At 50.0% G+C, this 20,175-nt stretch carries 15 protein-coding genes and 2 pseudogenes; 8 read left to right on the top strand and 9 right to left on the bottom strand.

Annotated features, from left to right (window positions below):
• A pseudogene (locus H141_RS21295) lies at positions 1–231 on the top strand (IS4 family transposase); the annotation flags it as partial.
• Positions 232–279: 48 nt separating this feature from the next.
• Here H141_RS21295 and lpdA read toward each other — a convergent pair.
• The 4 genes from lpdA to pdhR form a co-directional block, all read right to left on the bottom strand.
• A complete protein-coding gene (lpdA, locus tag H141_RS0118405; RefSeq protein ID WP_019677757.1) occupies positions 280–1,692 on the bottom strand; it encodes a dihydrolipoyl dehydrogenase in 1,413 nt (470 codons plus the stop codon).
• Positions 1,693–1,866: 174 nt separating this feature from the next.
• Positions 1,867–3,534, bottom strand: coding sequence for a pyruvate dehydrogenase complex dihydrolipoyllysine-residue acetyltransferase (gene aceF / locus H141_RS0118400; RefSeq protein WP_019677756.1), 1,668 nt, complete (start codon positions 3,532–3,534; stop codon positions 1,867–1,869).
• Between the two features lie 11 nt (positions 3,535–3,545).
• Positions 3,546–6,212 carry a pyruvate dehydrogenase (acetyl-transferring), homodimeric type gene (gene aceE, locus H141_RS0118395; protein ID WP_019677755.1) on the bottom strand — a complete coding sequence of 889 codons (2,667 nt, stop codon included), beginning with the start codon at positions 6,210–6,212 and terminating at the stop codon, positions 3,546–3,548.
• Positions 6,213–6,264: 52 nt separating this feature from the next.
• On the bottom strand, positions 6,265–7,023 hold the full coding sequence (gene pdhR, locus H141_RS0118390) for a pyruvate dehydrogenase complex transcriptional repressor PdhR (protein WP_019677754.1): 759 nt from the start codon (positions 7,021–7,023) through the stop codon (positions 6,265–6,267).
• A gap of 321 nt (positions 7,024–7,344) precedes the next feature.
• Between pdhR and recQ the strand changes: the two genes are divergently transcribed.
• From recQ to H141_RS0118370, 3 genes are all read left to right on the top strand, one after another.
• Positions 7,345–9,141, top strand: coding sequence for a DNA helicase RecQ (gene recQ / locus H141_RS0118380; RefSeq protein WP_019677752.1), 1,797 nt, complete (start codon positions 7,345–7,347; stop codon positions 9,139–9,141).
• Between the two features lie 128 nt (positions 9,142–9,269).
• Positions 9,270–11,372: a diguanylate cyclase domain-containing protein gene (locus H141_RS20625; RefSeq protein ID WP_019677751.1), complete on the top strand. Its 2,103-nt coding sequence runs from the start codon at positions 9,270–9,272 to the stop codon at positions 11,370–11,372.
• 126 nt (positions 11,373–11,498) lie between these two features.
• A complete protein-coding gene (locus H141_RS0118370; protein ID WP_019677750.1) occupies positions 11,499–12,104 on the top strand; it encodes a YkgJ family cysteine cluster protein in 606 nt (201 codons plus the stop codon).
• 55 nt (positions 12,105–12,159) lie between these two features.
• Here H141_RS0118370 and H141_RS0118365 read toward each other — a convergent pair whose 3' ends face one another.
• On the bottom strand, positions 12,160–13,179 hold the full coding sequence (locus H141_RS0118365; RefSeq protein ID WP_019677749.1) for a zinc-binding alcohol dehydrogenase family protein: 1,020 nt from the start codon (positions 13,177–13,179) through the stop codon (positions 12,160–12,162).
• Positions 13,180–13,376: 197 nt separating this feature from the next.
• Between H141_RS0118365 and H141_RS0118360 the strand changes: the two genes are divergently transcribed.
• The 4 genes from H141_RS0118360 (at position 13,377) to H141_RS0118345 (ending at position 17,203) form a co-directional block, all read left to right on the top strand.
• Positions 13,377–13,898, top strand: coding sequence for a YgjV family protein (locus H141_RS0118360; protein WP_169337188.1), 522 nt, complete (start codon positions 13,377–13,379; stop codon positions 13,896–13,898).
• Between the two features lie 186 nt (positions 13,899–14,084).
• On the top strand, positions 14,085–14,405 hold the full coding sequence (locus H141_RS20620; protein WP_019677747.1) for a hypothetical protein: 321 nt from the start codon (positions 14,085–14,087) through the stop codon (positions 14,403–14,405).
• Between the two features lie 78 nt (positions 14,406–14,483).
• Positions 14,484–15,044, top strand: coding sequence for a CBS domain-containing protein (locus H141_RS0118350; protein WP_019677746.1), 561 nt, complete (start codon positions 14,484–14,486; stop codon positions 15,042–15,044).
• A gap of 80 nt (positions 15,045–15,124) precedes the next feature.
• Positions 15,125–17,203 carry a S9 family peptidase gene (locus H141_RS0118345; protein ID WP_019677745.1) on the top strand — a complete coding sequence of 693 codons (2,079 nt, stop codon included), beginning with the start codon at positions 15,125–15,127 and terminating at the stop codon, positions 17,201–17,203.
• Positions 17,204–17,347: 144 nt separating this feature from the next.
• On the opposite strand, the gene H141_RS0118340 is transcribed toward H141_RS0118345, so the two are convergent.
• The 4 genes and pseudogenes from H141_RS0118340 to H141_RS21820 all read right to left on the bottom strand — a co-directional run.
• Positions 17,348–18,322 (bottom strand): DUF4862 family protein, encoded by a 975-nt coding sequence (locus tag H141_RS0118340; protein WP_019677744.1) that lies wholly within the window; start codon positions 18,320–18,322, stop codon positions 17,348–17,350.
• A 75-nt stretch (positions 18,323–18,397) separates the two neighbouring features.
• Entirely contained in the window at positions 18,398–18,706 is a 309-nt protein-coding gene (locus tag H141_RS0118335) for a hypothetical protein (protein WP_019677743.1), read from the bottom strand.
• Positions 18,707–18,771: 65 nt separating this feature from the next.
• Positions 18,772–19,752, bottom strand: a complete 981-nt coding sequence (locus H141_RS20615) for a sensor histidine kinase (RefSeq protein WP_157611023.1) — start codon at positions 19,750–19,752, stop codon at positions 18,772–18,774.
• A gap of 165 nt (positions 19,753–19,917) precedes the next feature.
• A pseudogene (locus H141_RS21820) lies at positions 19,918–20,175 on the bottom strand (hypothetical protein); the annotation flags it as partial.

Genomic DNA, 20,175 nt, shown 5'->3' with positions numbered 1-20,175 from the left:
ATCTCGCCAAGCCAGCTAAGCTTCAAGGAGGCTGCCAGTCACATCGTGTTCCAGCTCGCCACATTACCTTATGTGTCACCGGGCCGTATTCCACGAGTGGTAATGGATATTACGGCAATGGCTTCATACTTCCTGCTGCCCGGAAGACGAGAGCGATGTTATCCCCGCTGCGTAAAATCAAGCAAATTGAAGTATCCTGTCAGAAAGAAAAATGCCGGTCAGCTTAACTGACCGGCATTACGCAGTTGCGGCCTTTGTTTTATCTAAAACTCAGAGAAATTACTTTTTCTTGGCTTTAGGGTTTGGCAGATCGGTGATTGAGCCTTCGTAGATTTCGGCGGCTAAGCCAATAGACTCGTTCAGGGTTGGGTGAGCGTGGATGGTTAAGGCGATATCTTCAGCGTCGGCACCCATTTCTACTGCTAAGCAGATTTCGCCCAGCATTTCACCGGCGTTAATACCAACAATAGCACCACCAATAATCCGGTGAGTTTCTTTGTCGAATATCAGCTTGGTGAAGCCTTCAGTGCGAGCTGAAGCAATAGCCCGGCCTGAGGCGGCCCACGGGAAAGTTGCGGTCTCGTACTTTAAGCCCTGCTCCTTCGCTTCTTTCTCGGTTACGCCAGTCCAGGCCATTTCCGGGTCGGTGTAAGCTACTGATGGAATGCAGCGCGGATCGAAGTAGTGCTTCATACCAGAGATAACTTCAGCCGCTACGTGGCCTTCATGTACCGCTTTGTGCGCTAACATCGGCTGGCCGATCACATCGCCAATAGCGTGAATGTGTTTCACGTTAGTACGCAGTTGCTTATCAACATTGATAAAGCCGCGCTCGTCAACGTTAACACCGGCTTTAGTGGCGTCTAACAGGTTGCCATTTGGCTTACGGCCAACTGCGACCAGAATTTTGTCGTAACGTACCGCTTTTTCTGGCGCGTTTTTGCCTTCAAAGGTGACGTATAAGCCGTCTTTCTTCGCTTCCACATTGGTTACCTTGGTCGATAACATAATGTTGAAATTTTTGCTGTTGTACTTGGTGTAGGCTTTAACGATATCAGCGTCAGCAGCGGGCACTAACTGATCAGCAAACTCTACTACTGATACTTTAGAACCCAGCGCGCGGTATACGGTGCCCATTTCCAGACCTATAATACCGCCACCTAATACCAGCATTTCGCCCGGAATATCTTTTAATTCCAGCGCGCCGGTTGAATCAATTACCCGGTCGTCGTCTTTTGGAATAAACGGCAGCGATACCGGCTCTGAACCCGCGGCAATAATGGCGTGTTCAAAGGTAATTTTAGTATCGCCAACCTGTAAGGTGTTAGCGCCGGTAAATTTACCGAAACCGTTAACTACCTTCACTTTGCGCATTTTCGCCATGCCGCCCAGGCCGTTGGTTAACTGGCCTACTACTTTGTCTTTCCAGTCTCGGATTTTATCTAAATCAATTTTGGGCTCGCCAAAAGTCACGCCGTGTGAGGCCATATCGCGGGCATCGTCAATTACTTTAGCAACGTGTAATAAGGCTTTTGACGGAATACAACCAACGTTTAAGCAAACGCCACCTAAGGTGCTGCGCGCTTCAACCAGCGTAACCTCTAAGCCTAAGTCGGCTGCACGGAATGCCGCTGAATAACCACCAGGGCCTGCGCCCACGACGACTAACTGAGTTTTAATATCGTTGCTCATTGTTATACCTTTCTTTATCGGGTCATTATCGGGTCACAGCCCCGGCAGCACATTGTAGGGCACGGCCATCAGGCGAAAAATTGGCGGAATTTTACCATCTGCGCCGCCACTCTGTAACCCAAGATTGCGTTACTACTGCAAAATTACGCCAGTTTTTGCTGGCGTAAGCCGGTTTTACATAATAATTTGCCGGATATCGGCCAGATAGCTGGCTAAAGTGGCAGTAAAGCGTGCCGCCAGGGCACCGTCAATTACCCTATGGTCGTACGATACCGATAACGGCACCATTAACTTAGGCTCGAACTCTTTACCGTTCCATTTGGGTTTAATTTCTGATTTAGACACCCCCAGAATGGCCACTTCCGGTGCATTAACAATCGGCGTAAACGCCGTGCCGCCAATGCCGCCTAAGCTTGAAATCGTAAAGCAGCCGCCCTGCATATCAGCAGAGCTGAGTTTACCTTCGCGCGCCTTGGAGGATATTTCCATCAGCTCGCGTGATAACTCAATAATGCCTTTTTTGTTAACGTCTTTTACTACCGGCACTACTAAACCATTTGGCGTATCTACTGCTATACCAAGGTGAATATACTTTTTCATAATCAGGCTCTGGCCATCTTCTGATAATGAACTGCAGAAAGTGGGGAATTCTTCCAGCGCCTTGGCGACCGCTTTCATAATAAACACCAGCGGCGTGTATTTAACACCCATTTTCTTCTTCTCGGCTAAGGCATTCTGCTCTTTGCGGAAGTCTTCCAGGCCGGTAATGTCGGCTTCGTCGAACTGGGTAACATGCGGAATACGCACCCAGTTACGGTGCAGGTTATTACCCGACAGCTTTTGAATGCGCGATAACGGCTTGCTTTCCACTTCACCGAATTTGGCAAAATCGACTTTCGGCCAGGCAATTAAATCAAAGCCCATGCTATTGCCTGAGCCTGCGCCACTGCCTGAAGATGAGCCGCCGCTGTCAGCCTGTTTTACCAGTTGCTTAACATAGTTTTGCACATCTTCTTTCACTACCCGGCCTTTACGGCCCGTGCCTTTAACCTTGGCCAGGTTAATACCAAATTCGCGGGCTAAGCGGCGAATAACCGGTGAGGCGTGGGCATAGGCGCTGTTTTCAACAAAGCCATCGCCTTTAGCAGCAGTGTCTGAGCTGGCAGAGGACTTATCGTCTTCTTTGCTTTCAGCTTCTGGCGCCGCGTCGGTTTTAGCTTCTGCTTTAGTTTCCGCTTTTGGCGCTTCGGCAGTTTCTGCTTCATCGTTACCCGCAGCAGCTTCAAACACCATAATCAGGCTGCCGGTCGACACTTTATCGCCAACACTGACTTTAATTTCTTTCACCTTGCCATCAAACGGTGCCGGCACTTCCATACTGGCTTTGTCACCTTCCACGCTGAGCAGCGACTGGTCGGCAGTAACGCTGTCGCCTACTTTTACCAGAATTTCGGTTACTTCAACCGGATCACCGCCAATGTCTGGCACTTCAACATCTTTGCTGGCACTGCCGCCGGACTTTTTATCAGCTGACTTTTTGTCTTCTGACTTGTTATCGTCTGACTTTTTATCTTCAGACTTTTCAGCATCGTCTTTGCTTTCGCCGCTCTCTGCGCCTTCAAATACCATAATCAGGCTGCCGGTTTTAACCATTTCACCGGTTTTCACTTTAATCTCTTTGACCACGCCGCCTGCGCTGGCCGGTATTTCCATGGCGGCTTTATCGCCTTCCACATTAATTAAAGACTGTTCCGGCTCGACTTTATCGCCAACCTTTACCAGAATTTCGGTTACTTCAACCTCATCTGCACCAATGTCCGGTACCTTAATTTCAATCGTCATAAGTTATCCCCTTACGCGTACAGCGGGTTGGTTTTGGTTGCATCTATGCCAAATTTCTTAATGGCCTCGCTTACCACCGCTTTTTTCAGCTCGCCCTGTTTAACCAGTTCGGTTAACGCTGCCACTACAATATAACCGGCGTTTACTTCAAAATGACGACGCAGGTTCTCGCGGCTATCAGAGCGGCCGTAACCGTCGGTACCCAGCACCTTGTATGATACTGCAGGAATAAAGGCCCGAATTTGATCGGCGTAGTTTTTCATATAATCGGTGGCGGCAATGGCTGGTGCCTTGCCCATCACGCTGGCGACAAAAGCAGTTTTTTCTTTCGCATCCGGGTTCAGCATATTGTAACGCTCCACGTCCTGGCCATCGCGCGCCAGCTCGTTAAAGGAGGTTACCGAGTACACATCAGAGGCGACGCCGTAATCCTTACTTAAAATTTCGGCGGCTTTACGCACTTCATTAAAGATAGTGCCCGAGCCTAACAGCTGTACCTTGCCGCGATCACCGTTGTACGATTCCAGCTTATAAATACCGCGGCGAATGCCTTCCTCGGCGCCTTTTGGCATGGCCGGGTGGTGGTAGTTTTCATTCATTACCGTAATGTAGTAATAAATGTTTTCCTGATCCGGGCCATACATGCGGCGGATACCGTCCTGCATAATTACCGCCAACTCATAGACGTAAGTCGGGTCGTATGAAATACAGTTAGGCACTGTGCTGGCTAACACATGGCTGTGGCCATCTTCGTGCTGCAAACCTTCGCCGTTTAGCGTCGTGCGGCCAGCGGTAGCGCCTAACAGGAAGCCCCGCGCTTGTTGGTCGCCAGCCATCCAGGCCATATCGCCGACCCGCTGGAAACCAAACATCGAGTAATAAATGTAGAACGGGATCATTGGTAAATCGTTGGTGCTGTACGACGTTGCCGCCGCCACCCAAGATGACATGGCGCCCAGCTCGTTAATACCTTCCTGCAATACCTGGCCGCCGGTGTCTTCTTTGTAGTAGCTGACCACCGAGCGGTCTTCCGGGGTATAAGTCTGGCCACCCGGGTTATAAATACCAATCTGCCGGAACAAGCCTTCCATACCGAAGGTACGGGCTTCATCGGCTATAATCGGCACAATTTGCTTACCGATATGCTCGTCTTTCAGCAAAATATTCAGAATACGGGTGTAACCCATGGTGGTGGAGATTTCACGCTTTTGCTCGGTTAATAACGAGTCAAACGCTTCCAGCTCTGGCAGGGTTAATGGCTTGCTAAAGTTAGGCAGCCGCACCGGGGTGTAACCGTGCAGCGCTTTACGCCGGTCATGCAGATACTGCAGCTCTGGCGAGCCTTTCGGCAGTTCAATGTAGGGTAAGTCGGCTACCGCATCTTCACTGATATAATCTTCCAGGCCCAGGCGCTTGCGCAGTTGCAGCACATGGGTCATGTCCATTTTCTTCACCTGGTGGGCAATGTTCTTACCCTCGGCCGCATCGCCCATACCGTAACCTTTCACGGTTTTAGCCAGGATAACCGTTGGCTTATCGGTGCAGTTTTGCGCCGCTTTAAAGGCCGCAAACAGCTTGGATGGCTCGTGGCCGCCGCGTTTTAAAGCGAAAATTTCTTCGTCGGTCATATCGGCAACTAATGCTGCGGTTTCCGGATAACGGCCAAAGAAATGCTTGCGCACGAAAGCGCCATCATTGGCTTTATATGTCTGGTAATCGCCGTCAACCGTCTCGTTCATCAGTTGCAGCAGCTTACCGGTGGTGTCCTTCGCCAGCAGCTTATCCCAGCCGCGGCCCCATACTACCTTGATTACGTTCCAGCCGGCGCCGCGGAACAGCCCTTCCAGCTCCTGAATAATTTTACCGTTACCCATTACCGGGCCATCAAGCCGCTGCAGGTTACAGTTAACTAAAAAGCACAGATTGTTCAGTTTTTCGCGGGCAGCGAAGCTGATGGCACCGCGTGATTCCGGCTCGTCCATCTCACCGTCACCTAAAAAGGCATACACCCGCTGCTCAGTGGTATCTTTTAAACCGCGACCATTCAGATACTTTAAGAAACGCGCCTGATAAATCGCCGCTATCGGGCCTAAACCCATTGATACGGTGGGGAATTGCCAGAATTCAGGCATTAATTTCGGGTGCGGGTAGCTGGATAAGCCATTGCCATCCACTTCCTGACGAAAGCCATCCAGCTGGGCGGCAGTTAAACGGCCTTCAACAAAGGCGCGGGCATAAATACCCGGTGAAATATGGCCCTGATAATAGACTAAATCGCCGCCGTCTTTTTCATTCGGGGCGCGGAAGAAGTGGTTAAAACAGGTTTCATAAAACGCCGCTGATGATTGGAACGACGCCATGTGGCCGCCCAGTTCCAGCTCTTTTTTCGAGCCGCGCAGCACTATCATAATAGCGTTCCAGCGAATTACCGAGCGGATACGCCGTTCCAGGTTAACGTCACCCGGATAAGCCGGCTCTTGCTGCGGCGGAATAGTATTAATGTAGTTGGTAGTAACACCGGTTGGCATGGCCACGCCTTCTAAGCGGGCCTGCTCTAATACCTGTTCAAGCAGGAACTGCGCCCGCTCGACACCTTCGGTGCGCACTACTGATTCCAGTGCTTCCAGCCACTCTTTTGTTTCCAGAGCGTCGATGTCATTCTTACTGACTTCAGACATATCGAGGTTTCCTATGGTTGTTCACGCCGCAGCGTTTAAATTTTTTAAGTTATTAGCCTTGCTGCGAACGACGCAACGAACGCTCAATCCGCGAGCGTTCTTTGTCCAGTTCCAGCAGAGCTTCTTCAATAAAGGCTAAATGGCCGTTGCTGGCCTGCCTGGCCAGTTCGGGCTGACGACTGATTACCGCCTGCATCAGCCGGCGCCGGTGATCATTCAACTTATCAGCGATACCATCCCGCTGCTGCAGTGCCGCCAGATTTAAGCGGATATTCTGCTCAGTTAATGGCGTTAAACTTCTGACCAAATGCAGTAACACCACATTATGTGATGCTTCGGCTACCGCCAGATAAAACTGACTGACCGCTTTCGCCTCTGCTTCCGCATCCTGAAACTGCTGATTCAGGCAAATTTCTTCGTATAAATTTTTGATTTTTTTGTGGTCGCTTTCGGTACCACGCAATGCGGCATAATAAGCACAAATGCCTTCCAGCGCGTGGCGGAATTCCAGAAAATCAAACTGGGAATCAGGATACTGGGCCATCAGACTAAATAACGGATCAGTTAAATCCTTCACCAGATTATCGCAAACGTAGGTACCTCCGCCCTGGCGGCGGCTGACTAAACCTTTAGCTTCCAGCTTTTGAATGGCTTCGCGTAATGACGGCCGGGATACTGCAAAGCGCTCTGCCAGTTCGCGCTCTGACGGTAACTTCTGGCCAGGCGCAAAACTGCCTTCCAGTAGCAGGTGCTCCAGTTGCGTCACTATCTGATCAGACAGCTTTGCCGGCTTTATTTTTAAATCAGCCATAATGAGTCAATAAAGTCCTTATCAATGCCACTGTTATTTTGCTATCCAAACCGGCAAGGTAAATTGGTCTTACCAATATTGAAAAGTGGCGCTACGGTAGCATTTTTACAATAACAAGTAAATAAAGCAGAGATCCACAGCAAAGGCAAAAGCAAACTTTATTTAGAGTATAAACTCGAAAACTAAGCTGGGTTTGCTGGTGACATTAAATTGGTCTGACCAATGCTGGTGCGAGCGAAAAAATCCGGCAGCGGCAAAGCTGTAAATCAGCGGGCGTAACGCATACAATAACCGCTGTTTTTTTAAAGGTAATGCCGGCGCGTGTCAGAACAGTTATTAGCTACGCTTAAACAAGCTTTTGGTTACAGTGCCTTTCGTGACGGTCAGGCCGAGATTATTGATGCCGCATTAAACGGCCGCGATAGCTTTGTATTGCTGCCAACCGGCGGCGGTAAATCGTTATGTTATCAGTTACCAGCGCTGCATTTACCACAGGTAACTATAGTAGTGTCGCCACTGATGTCCCTGATGAAAGATCAGGTTGATGCCTTGCAGGCTAACGGCATCGCTGCCGAGTTTGTTAACAGCAGCTTAAGCCGCGAGGCAGTACTGGAGGTGTTTGCCCGGCTGCGCCGCGGTGAGCTTAAATTATTGTATGTCGCACCTGAGCGCTTATTGCAGCCGGCTTTTCTCGACCGGCTAACTGACGTTGGTGTCAGCCTGTTTGCCATCGACGAAGCGCACTGTATTTCACAATGGGGCCATGATTTCCGGCCCGACTATATGGCGCTGGCGCTGTTAAAGCAGCGTTTCCCCAGCGTACCGGTAATGGCACTGACTGCCACGGCCGACATCGCCACCCGCCAGGACATTGTGCAGCAATTAACCCTGCAAAACCCCTGCATTTATACCGGCAGCTTCGACAGGCCCAATATCCGTTATACGGTGCAGGAAAAATTCCGGCCGCTGGAGCAGGTAGTCGGGTATTTAAAGCAACAGGAAGGCAGCGCTGGTATTATTTATTGCAGCTCCAGACGTAAAGTGGATGAGCTGAGCAGCCAGCTGGCTGAACGTGGTTTTAAAGTCGCGGCATACCATGCCGGCCACGACAGCGAGCAGCGCGGCCGGGTACAGGATGATTTTAAGCGGGACGATATTCAGATCATCGTCGCCACAGTGGCTTTTGGCATGGGGGTCAATAAATCAAATATCCGCTTTGTTATTCATTTTGAATTACCGCGCACCATAGAGGCATATTACCAGGAAACCGGCCGCGCCGGCCGGGATGGCGTACCCGCTGAAGCGTTGATGCTGTTTGATCCTGCCGATATTACCCGGATGAAACGCTGGCTGGAAGCCGAAGAAAATCCGGCCCGGGCCGAAGTGGCCTGGCAGCGCTTTCAGGCGATGGCCGCCTTTGCCGAAGCACAGACCTGCCGTCGCCTGGTGTTGCTTAATTACTTTGGTGAAGCCCGCCAGCAACCCTGTGGCAACTGTGATATTTGCTTAAACCCGCCGCAGCAGTTTGATGCCACCGAACTGGCACGTAAGGCTTTGTCATGCGTGTACCGGGTTGAACAAAGTTACGGCATGGCTCATGTGATTGAAGTTTTGCGCGGCAGCCTGAACCAGAAAATCCGCGAACAAGCGCATGATAAACTCAGCACCTGGGGCCTTGGCAAAGATCACAGCCATGATTACTGGCTCAGCGTCCTGCGCCAGCTGGTGCATTTCGGTTATTTACAGCAAGACATTACCCGTAACTCGGTATTGCAGCTATTGCCGGCGGCGCGGCCACTGCTGCGCGGCGAAACCAGCCTGCAGCTGGCGGTACCGCGCTTGCAAAGCAACCAGAAAGTCCCGGCGAAACTGGGTAATCAGAAATACGATCGGGCCTTATTTGGTCGGTTGCGTACCTTGCGTAAACAGTTGGCCGAGCGCGACGATGTGCCACCTTTTGTGGTGTTCAGCGACGCAACCTTAATTGATATGTGTCAGCGTCTGCCAACTGATAATGGCAGCATGCTGGCGGTATCCGGGGTGGGTAATACCAAACTGAGCCGCTATGGCAGTGAGTTTATTGCCGAAATTGGTGATTATCTGGCCAGTAACGGCTAATGTTATTTTTGTATAGCTAAAACGTAATGAATTAAGCTAAGCTGTTGTTAAACCAGTGCCAGAAACGGCCACCCTATGCTACAGTTTTGCCTGATTCTTCACAATTTGTCAGTAGACGGAGCGCCTCAGTGGTACCAGTAAAACTCTGGTTATATGCTTTGCTGTTATGGTTCAGTAGCTGCCCGCTACTGGCTTTACCAACCGAAAGCAACCGGCTTAGTCCGGATGCAACCGCTAAAACCGGCATTCAGTATTTGTACTATCTCAGTACAACCAGCGACACTACCCTTGATGATATTCTGGCCGATCCCGCTTACACCCATAGTTTTCAGCCAGTCCGGACGGATAAACGGATCCTGCTCAGTGATAATAATCCGGTCTGGTTTAAGGCCCGGCTGCGCAGTACCAGCAAACTGGCGAGCAGCTGGTTACTGGAATACAACTTTCCGATGGTAGACAAACTCGAGATCTATCAGGTGGACCGGGCCAGTAAAGATATTGAACTACTGAACAGGACCGGTAACGATTATCCATTTAACGAACGGGCGCTACCGTACCGGGGCTATGTTACTGAGCTTAACATTGGTCCGGAGCAAGAATTCGATTTATACCTGCGGGTGATGGACGCCGCTATTATCCCCAGTGACATTACGCTGTGGCAACCGGGCGCTTTTATCAAGGTCCAGCAAGGCAATGCGATATTTGATGGGGTACTTACCGCTATTTTACTGATGCTGGCGCTGCACAGTTTCATCATGTTTAATCAGCTGCGCCAGCGCCAGCGATTATATCAGGGCTTATTTTTCGTCTGCTTTGCTATGGTACTGGCAATCCTGAATGGTTTAGCCTTCCCGTTATTATGGCCTGATAACCCGGCAATAAACCTGGCCGTACTTTACATTTTTGCCGGTTTGGCGCTGCTCTGTCTTAACCTGTTTATCCGCGCCAGGCTGGAGCAACCGTTATCATTCTTCTGGCACAAGGTGCACATTTTTAATAACCTGCTAACGCTTTGCTTGCTGTTCAGCCCCTTACTAATTGGCGGCGAATGGCGCTTTTGGTTATTAATGGGCAGCATCATAGTGGTGATTAGCAGCAATATCCTGTTGACCCTGCATTACGCGATTGCCCGCCAGAAAAGTGCCCGCTCCCTGGCCCTCGCCTGCTTTTTTCTGTTAATGAGTGCAGCTATTCTGACCATGGCGCAACTGGGCTACTTTAAACAGTTGCTGGAATGGCACTATCTGACCTTGCTGCTGATTTTACTCTGTATGACAGTTATTCACTTCAGTATGGACTATATTCATGCCGAACAAACCACTGACCACGCCTCACTAAAAGAACTGTCGAAATATAAAACCCTGTTTCACCAGGCCGCAGAGGGCTTATTTGTCGGCAATGCCGAAGGTCAGCTACTTGACGCCAACCTGGCACTGCTGCAAATTCTGGGCTATCAGCGGCTTAGCGACTTACGCCAGGACGTCGGTGGCAATGGCATGGCCCGGTTTTATGCCAACCCGAGTGACCGTCAGGATTTTATTACGCAGCTGCATCAATTTGGCCAGCAACAGGCTGAAATCCGCGGCTTGCGAGCCGATCGCAGCCCGTTTTGGGCCTTATTATCAGCCCGGTTGGTGCCTGCCTCCGCTACTGAGCCCGCATTTATTCATGGTTCGGTAATTGATATCAGCAAGCAGAAGCTGGCTTACGAGCAGCTGAGCTATCAGGCTAACCATGATGCTATTACCGGTTTATATAACCGCCATTACCTGTTGCAACAACTTACCCGTTCGTTATATCAGCGCTCTAAAAATAGCAGCAGCCTGCTGTTTATCGACGTGGCCCAGTTTAATGATATTAATAACCGTCTGGGACACAACGCCGGCGACAGCTTATTAAAACAGCTGGGCCAGCAACTGGCCCGCAATTTAGCACCTGCCGACATGTTGGCCCGGCTGGAAAAAGATCAGTTTGCCCTGCTGTCACCGGGTAAAAATGCCAATGAAGCGTTAGTTGTTGCTTATCGGCTGGTCGATCAGGTTAAGGCCTTTAACTTTAGCTGGCAGCAACAGCAATTTACTATCAGCATTAACATTGGCATCCGGGTTATTGATAACAGCAGGCAGGACAGTGATAGCTTTTTATTACAGGCGGCAGCCGCCGCGGCCAGTGCCAGGGAAAAAGGCCAGAACCGGATCCACCTGTACACTGAGCCAATGCTTGCCAGTTGAGATTGGCTGAGTATATATTTACAGCACCCTCTTGCTGAGCTGATCCGGCTCAGCGTAGAATGTCGGCGCGACAATCCGTCGTTTCTTTATTAAGCAAACCTTTTATGTATTTCGTTCGGAGTCTGTATGCAACGGCTGCGTGAATTATCGCGTCGTGTTGAGGCTGTGTATGGCGAAATAGCGGAAACCTTCAGCAATTATCAGCAACGCCAGGGCTTACAATGCCGCAGCGGCTGCGGTGAGTGTTGTCTGGCCCCGACTATTGAGGCAACCGTGCTGGAAATGTTGCCGCTGGCATTGCACTTGTTTGATCAGGGCAAGGCTGAACAAACACTCGACCAACTCGATCAGTTAACTGAGCCTCAGGGCTGCTTTTTCTATCAGAAGTTGTCGTTTGATGGTAAACAAGGCCAATGTAGTGTTTATCAGCAGCGCCCCAGTATTTGCCGGATGTTTGGTGCCAGCGGTTATCGCGATAAAACCGGCCAGACGTCGTTATCTACCTGCAAAACCATTAAGAGTGATAATCCGGCTAAATATCAGCAAAGCCTGATTATGCTGCAAAGCTCACCGCCACCACTGATGATGCAGAGCAAAGAGCAGGTAAATGAGCTGGATTACCAGTTGGGGAATAAACATTACCCAATTAACACTGCGTTGCAACTGGCACTGGAGCAGGTATTGTTTAAAGCCAGCTACAGCTTTGAGCAAGACAACCAGCAAATTGCCTGATGCTGCAGCCAGCTAGCTGCCAGCCCAGATAATTTTTAGATTGATGATTTGCCGGTTAAAAACCGGCAAGTACCACTTTGCCGATGGCTTTACCACTTTCCAGCAAGGCGTGAGCCTGGCGCAAATTAGCCGCATTAATAACTCCCAGGCTTTGTTGCAAGGTGGTTTTAATTTGTCCCTGCTCTATCAAGCGGCTTAAGTCAGTTAGCAACTGATGCTGTAAATGCATATCTGCAGTGCTGAACAGCGAACGGGTAAACATAAACTCCCAATGCAACGAAATACTCTTCTGTTTTAACGGCATAATGTCGATACCACCAACCGGGTCATCGATCAGCGCCAGCTTACCCTGCGGCGCCAGCAGGGTAACCAGTTCGGGATAATGCTGATCGGTATGGGTTAAGCTGGCAACATGGCTAACAGATTCAATCCCCAGCTCTGCCAGTTGTGGTTGCAGTGGCTTGCTATGATCAACCACATAATGTGCCCCCAGCTCTTTTACCCAGGCCTGGCTTTGTGGCCGTGACGCCGTAGCTACTATACAAACACTGGTCAGTTTACGGGCCAGTTGCACCAGCACCGAGCCAACCCCGCCGGCAGCGCCGGTAATTAACAAAATTGGCCGCGGGTATTTTAAACTGGATTGGTTTAACTCCAGCCGGTCAAATAATAATTCCCAGGCAGTGATCGCCGTTAGCGGCATGGCAGCAGCCTGTTCATAGCTTAAATTAGCCGGCATCAACGCCACCAGCCGCTCATCTACCAGCTGATATTCTGCATTCGAGCCGCTGCGATTAAGCGCACCGGCATAATAAACCTGATCACCGGGTTTAAACATGGTTACCTCATCACCACAGGCAACCACTTCCCCGGCGGCGTCCCAGCCAAGCACTTTATATTCGCCCTCTGCCGGCTTCACCCGGCTGCGAATTTTAGTATCGACCGGGTTAACTGATATTGCAGCTACTTTCACCAGCAAATCGCGGCCCGCGGCCTCCGGCTGCGGCAATTCAATATCCTGCAACGCGTCCGGGTTGCTGATTGCCAGTGAATGTTGATAGCCTACTGCTTTCATGTTTATTCCTTAATGGGTGCTATTAACGCAAGCCTATCAGAAAACGTCAGGACAGCCACCTGTCCGCGGTTTTAATTACGCAATATCGATCAATAATAAACAGTGTTACGGTTATAAGTTATGCCGTTGCCAACAGGCAAACGGCTGGGCAATTGCGTATGATACTAACCGTTATTTGGCCAGCTACCGGGAATATTTTGCCAGAATTTAGCCTGTTTTTTTTGGGATCACAATTGCTTGCTGCCATCGCGTTTGGTAGTGGCATCTTTGCATTCTGGCAACAGCAGCGCAGCGCTATGCTGAAATTCTGGTTTATCTCGGCAGTGCTAAATGCCAGCCATTTTGCATTGCTGGGCCAGAATGAAGCCGCTTTATTTGTTGGTTTAACCGCCATTCGCTTTCTGGTGGCCGCACTGCAACCCCGTCAGCACTGGATGCTGTTTTTTATGTTAGCAGCCAGCGTTATTTTGCTTAGCACCTACAGCAGCCCGCTTAATATACTGCCTTATGCTGCTGCCATGCTGGGTACCTATGCCAGTTTCCAGAGCCGGCTGGGCCGGGTCCGGTTATGTATGGCGCTTGGCGCCAGCATCTGGATTATTCACAACATCCTGGTGGGCTCACCGGTAGCAGTGCTGATGGAACTGGCATTTTTAGCCAGTAATCTGGTTGGTTTTTTGCGGGCCCGCCGCCTGGCTGCAGCTAATCAGCCAGGCTGAAACGCTCTGATAAAATCGATTCTGGCTTACTAACAGTGATGTTGGTCGCAATCTGCAATTATATTTTGCGTCCACTCTTGCGAATAGTAATGGCTATGCTCATTATTATTTAACGTTAACCGGCTGCTAAACATCAGCGGTTGGCGCTAATTAGTCTCTGTTGATAACGGATTTAGAAGTAGCCCGATGATGCGTTGGTTTAGTGCAGTTTTGTTAATACTTTACCTGAGTTTGCTTGCGTCCCCGCAGGTAGCAGATACTCATGCGCCGCATTTAACGCCGCTAGCTGACAGCCAGTTGCAAGCAGTAAACCCATTAACCGGCCAGAACAGCCTGTTCACTGAACAAGATAACAGTGATGATAATGACAACAGCCTGCTGCTTGCCAGCGATAACCCACCATTTTTGCTTAGTCTTACTATTAGCAGTTTGCCTGATTCCGTATCACTGATCCAAGACAGAGCCGCCCACCCGGTGCGTGCCCCACCACTCTATTCCCCAGCGTAAAACGTTTCCGGCATTATTGCCTTAGCAAAACTATTTATTAGCCAGCACGGCCTCTGCATGCTGGCAGCGAGGAATACCATGAAAACATTATCTTTATTTTCAGTAGAAGCTATTGATCACTTAATTCAGCCAGACGATTTTGATCACGCACGTTTAACCTCACCAGCACTGCAACTGGTAGCCGACTTTAAACAAAGCCAGCCCGAGATGATTAGCGAAGCTACCCCTGCCAGCGATGTACTGGCACTGATGCAAATTGAACGCAGTAAACTGAAACTGGTTGTTGATGAACAAGGCGAACTCAGTGGTCTGATTCATCTGGACCAGCTATCTGATCAGGCCATTATGCGCCGGGTAGCTCAGGGCGATGACCGCCATGAGATTAAGGTGGCTGATTTAATGCGGCCACGTGAGCAGATTAAAGCGCTGGCATGGCAGCAATTACAGCACTGTACCATTGCTGATGTGCTTAATACGCTGCAATCAAGCGGCGAGCAACATTGTGTGGTGGTTGATCGCGAGTCGCACCAGATCCGAGGCGTAATCAGTGCGCAGGACATTGCCCGCCGGCTGCAACTGCCATTGCATATTCGCCAGGCACCCACCTTTTTACAACTGTTTGATAGCGTCAGCGCTTAAAACCACCGGTTGGTCTCGGCAAGTTTGAACCTTAACGATTAAACAGGTAGTTTAGCCGTTAAGGTTTTTACAGTGAGAACATGTCCGTGAAACACACTTCGTCAGCAATTAAACTATTAGCCAGCCTGCTGTTAGGTAGTACCCTGTTTTGTGCTAATCTGGTTAGCGCCAGCGTTACCAGCAGCCAGTACTTTGAGGCTGAAGATATTTTTGCCCTGGAATATGCCAGCGATGTTCAGATATCGCCCGATGGCAGCAAAATTGTTTATGTGCGTAACAGCAACGATATTATGACCGACAGCACCCGCAACAGCTTGTGGCTGCTGGATGTGAAAAGCGGCCAGCAGTTACCGTTGTTTGCCGACAACTTTAACTACAGCCAGCCGCGCTGGTCGGCTGATGGAAAGCAACTGGCGTTTATTGCTAACAGCAGCGGTAGCCGGCAAATTCACCTGCACTATCTGGCTGAAAATAAAACAGCCCAGTTATCACGTTTGCCACAAAGCCCGGCTAACCTGAGCTGGTCGCCCGATGGTAAGCTGCTGGCCTTTACCATGAATGTCGCCGCCAGCGAAGCTGAGGTGAAACAGCGGGTAAAAAAGGTGAAGAAGCCTGCCGGCGCCAAATGGTCAGAACCAGCAGTAGTATTGGACCGGGCCCGTTACCAGGCTGATGGCCAGGGTTTTCTGAAACCGCAATTCCGGCAGATTTTTGTGCTGCCCGTTACAGGTGGCAGTGCCCGGCAGCTGACATCGGGTGATTTTCACTATGGCAGCGATCTCACCTTCAGCCCGGATAGCAAAGCCCTGCTGTTTTCAGCCAACTTAGACCCGGAATGGGAGTTTCAGCCGCGTGACAGCAACCTGTACCGGCTTGATTTAGCCACTAATCAGCTAACCGCGCTGACCACTATGGCCGGTGATGAATCGTCACCGGTATTTTCGCCCGATGGCAAACAACTGGCGTTTTTATGGCAAAGCAATGCGCTGGTGCCTTATAGCAACAGCAAGCTCAAGGTGCTGGCGCTTAACAACAATAATATCAGCGATATCGCGGCCGACTTTGATCGCAGCATTGCGGCGGCAGACTGGCTGAGCAACCAAAGCTTTGTGGTGCAATATGATGATCGTGGTCAGCGCAAACTGGCTACCTTAACCAGCAAAGGCAAACTGACTGAGTTAACAGCCAGCTTAGGTGGGGTGTCACAACCGCAGCCATATTTGAGCGGTAGCTACTCAGTATCAGATAACGGCATTATTGCTTACACCCATGGCACCAGCCAGCGCCCCAGTGACGTAGCCGTATTGCAAAAAGGCAAAAGTACAGTATTAACCGCACTTAATGAAGATTTACTGGGCCATAAAAAACTGGCGCAAGTACATGAAATAAATTACAAATCTTCTTTTGATGGCGAGGAAATTCAGGGCTGGTATATGACGCCACCCGATTTCGACCCATCAAAAAAATACCCGTTACTGCTGGAAATTCATGGTGGTCCGCACCTGGCTTATGGCGCACAGTGGAGCGCCGAAATGCAGCGCTATGCCAAAGAAGGTTATGTGGTGTTTTACGATAATCACCGTGGTAGTTCGTCGTACGGTGAACGTTTCGCCTTGTTACTGCAAAATAAATACAGCTCGCCGGAAGATTATGCCGACCATGACAGCGGCGTCAATGCGATGCTGGAGCTGGGCTTTATTGACGAGAACAACCTGTTTATCGGCGGCGGTTCGGCCGGTGGCATTGCTGCGGCTTATGCCATTGGTTTAACCAACCGTTATAAAGCAGCGGCCGTGGTAAAACCGGTAATTAACTGGTTAAGTAAGGTACTTACCGGCGACAGCTATCTGTACCAGACCTTTCATCAGTTTCCGGGGGTACCCTGGGAGCATGTTGACCATTACTGGCAGCGCTCGCCACTGAGCCTGGTAGGTAATGTGCAAACCCCGACTATTCTGATCACCGGCGAGCAGGACCGCCGCACACCGATTTCAGAGTCAGAGCAATTTTATCAGGCGTTGCAAATCCTCCGGGTAGATACCGCACTGGTGCGGATCCCGGGCTCGCCACACGGTATTTCCAATACCCCAAGCCGGATGATTGAGAAAGTAGAATATATGCTGGCCTGGTTTGAGAAGTACCGTACGCCAAGCGAGTAAGAAGTAAAACCGAACCTAGAAAAGGTCGAACAGGCTTACCCTAAGCCGACCGTTGAAGCCCTGGACGGGCGGAAACGAGTCCCCATGGATGGGTTTACGGCGTGTCGGCGTGGGTAAACCTGTTTGACCTCTGCACCAGCATTTCTAAGCATTTTTGAAATAACGATCCAATATCGCCAGCGTATCGCGAATTGTGCCGATGCGCTGCTCAATAATCGCATTAAGCGGCCGGATGCCAATTTTAGCGCCCAGTACTTTTAACGCTGCCGGGTTATCACAGGCTGCCAGGCAATCATGCATCGCCTGCTCGGTCATCCAGCTGCCCGGCTCGCCGTGCTTTACGGTTTCGCTGCTACACGGTGGCTGGTGGCTATCGCGCCAGGCGCCGTATTCACTGGCCTGGTCTGACACACCGGAGAACATCACCCCGCTTAACAGCCCGGCCTGCTGTGCCGCCTGAATATGCTCCACTGCCCCGCCAACAGTGCGGGTTTCAAACACCGAACGGCCCCAGTTAATGACCATACCCAGTTGCTGTGCTTTAGGTAAATCTGCGTTTAACTCTTGCAATACTTCCAGCTCATCACTTAATGCCAAAAAGCCTTTTGACGGTGTATGGCTGGCAACATAGGCATCGCAGTGTTCGATGACAATCTTTGCACCCTGCCAGTCCCAGCTCAGCATGGTGTTAAGCGATGTCGCTAGCGCTTCTTTTGAAGCAGCCGCGTTATGCCGCGCCGGTGCGGTTTGAATTTGAATGGCGGTAACCGCCTGCCGGCCCAGATAAGCGTTCAGTTTGCTAATGGCTGCACAAGCCTTTTGCATAAAATCCAGTGCGGCCGCGCGGCCGGCTTCGTCATCTGAGGCGATGCCAAATAGCGGGTTCTGGCCCAGCGCATTCATAATGCCGGGAATGCAGGTAAACACATAATCCCACGAGGCATCGATATTGGCTAAAAACCAGCTATCGTCATGTTGATGCAAGCTGCCTAAAAACGGATGCTCCAGGCCTTTGATATTGGGCAGGGCTTTTAATTCGTTATAAAACGCCGTTTCAAGCTCAGGCTTCCAGTCACTGTGGTTGGGTGATGCAGCATAAGCGCCTACATAATATTTCATCTTTGTAATTATCCGTATCAGTGCTTAATTGTCAGAGCGGGCTATTGTTCAGGGCTGGCTATTCATCAGGGCTGGCTATTCGTCAGGAGTATTAAGGGTAAACACCAGATGTTTGCGCATATCTTTGAGCACGAAACCCTTTTTCAGCATTAAACCGCTAAGCCGCTTTTGCCAGGTTAACAGCTGCGGCTGCGCAGCCTCAAGCATCGCCTCATCAGCAAACTGCAGCCGCACCAGCAACGAGCCTGGAAAAGCTTCATACTCCAGGCTAAACCAGCACTGCAGCGTACCCGGCAATTCTGTCAGCGCCTGCTGCTCCAGCACTGTTACCGCCGCCATTACCGCTGCCTGTTGTTTAAGTTGCACTTTGGAAAGATTTTTCATTTTTTTCTTTATTTATGTTATCTGGCATTTATCTGTATTAAGCGGCAACATACTGCATTTTCTGGCTATGTATTGCTACGTGCTAAACTAAACCAAAAGCGGCTACCCTGCCCTTCAATACTGCTAAAACCGATTTTTCCCTGATGGCTATCAATAATATTTTTGCAGATAGCCAGCCCCAGACCAGAGCCATCTTTGCTGCGGCTATCAGACGCATCTGCCTGGCTAAAGTTACCGAAAATATGGGGCTGAAAAGCCGCCGCTATGCCACTACCCTGATCAATTACAGCTAAGGTCACCCAATCATTATCAATGGTCAATGTTAAATTGACTTCGCCCGCAGGGTGCGAAAATTTCACAGCGTTTGAAATTAGGTTATCGAGTACCTGCCTTATTCGCATGGCATCGGCATTAACCATAAAATGGCCATCTTGGGTTTGATAATGCAGTTGTACATTAAATTTTGCCGCATAACTGGCCATCTCCTGCAGAGCATCCTGCGCGAGCTGCTGCAAATCGAGCTCCGTGCACGATAACGTAAATTTACCAGCAGCAAACTTCTGTAAGTCGAGTAAATCGTTAATCAGCTGCGATAAGCGTTCTGCATTTTTCAATGCGGTATCAAGCATTTTTTGTTGAACTTCAGGTTTTTTGGCCAGCACACCTTGCGCTAATAAGCCTACCGCACCGCGAATAGCCGTTAACGGCGTTCGTAACTCATGGCTGACCGTAGCAATAAATTGGTCTTTCAGTTTATCCAGCCGGGTCAACTCTTTATTTTTCAGCGCCAGCTGTTCAAGGCTCTGCTCCAGTTGACTGCTGCGTAATGACAGCGCCATAGAACTTGCTTGCAACTCAACGGTTCGTTCATTTACTGCAGTTTCCAGTAGCAGCTGGCTCTTCGCTTTGTCATTTATTGCCACCTGAAGTAAGCGGTTAACCTGCCGAATATGTTTAAGCCGATAAACATGTCCAACATACAACAACACAAACAGCATTATGCTGGCCAACAACTGCACCCAGCGCTTTTGCCACCAATGAGGCATAACTAGCAGGCTGACAACATGTTGCGGTTCACTGAACACCCCATGGTTATTAGATGCCTTGAGCCAGAGTTTGTATTCACCTGGCGCTAAATTAGCATAAAAAGCACTATTTTGTTGGTCAGCATCAAGCCAAGTGGGGTCAAAGCCTGAGGGATCCCCACGAATTTAGTCCCCGCATTCAATGTTGTAACTCGTCGTATTAAGCAAGTGTTTACAGTGGCACAAGGTGTTGCGCCACTGTGCTGTTGTAAACATCACCTGTTTGGCCATCGCTCTTAACCCAAGCGAGTGAAACGACAAGACTCGTCTATCACGATAACTGTTTGCCTGGAATCGGCGTTGTTGATTGGCTATGGTCAGCCCTACACCTAGCAATATCAAGACTAATGAGGCCAAATTGCTCAGCAGCAGTAACAGGCTTAT

It is taken from the genome of Arsukibacterium perlucidum DSM 18276 (assembly GCF_000382165.1).
GTDB classification, from domain to species: domain Bacteria; phylum Pseudomonadota; class Gammaproteobacteria; order Enterobacterales; family Alteromonadaceae; genus Alishewanella; species Alishewanella perlucidum.
The sequence above is the reverse complement of the archived record's forward strand: the minus strand, read 5'-3'. Positions and strand labels throughout refer to the sequence as shown.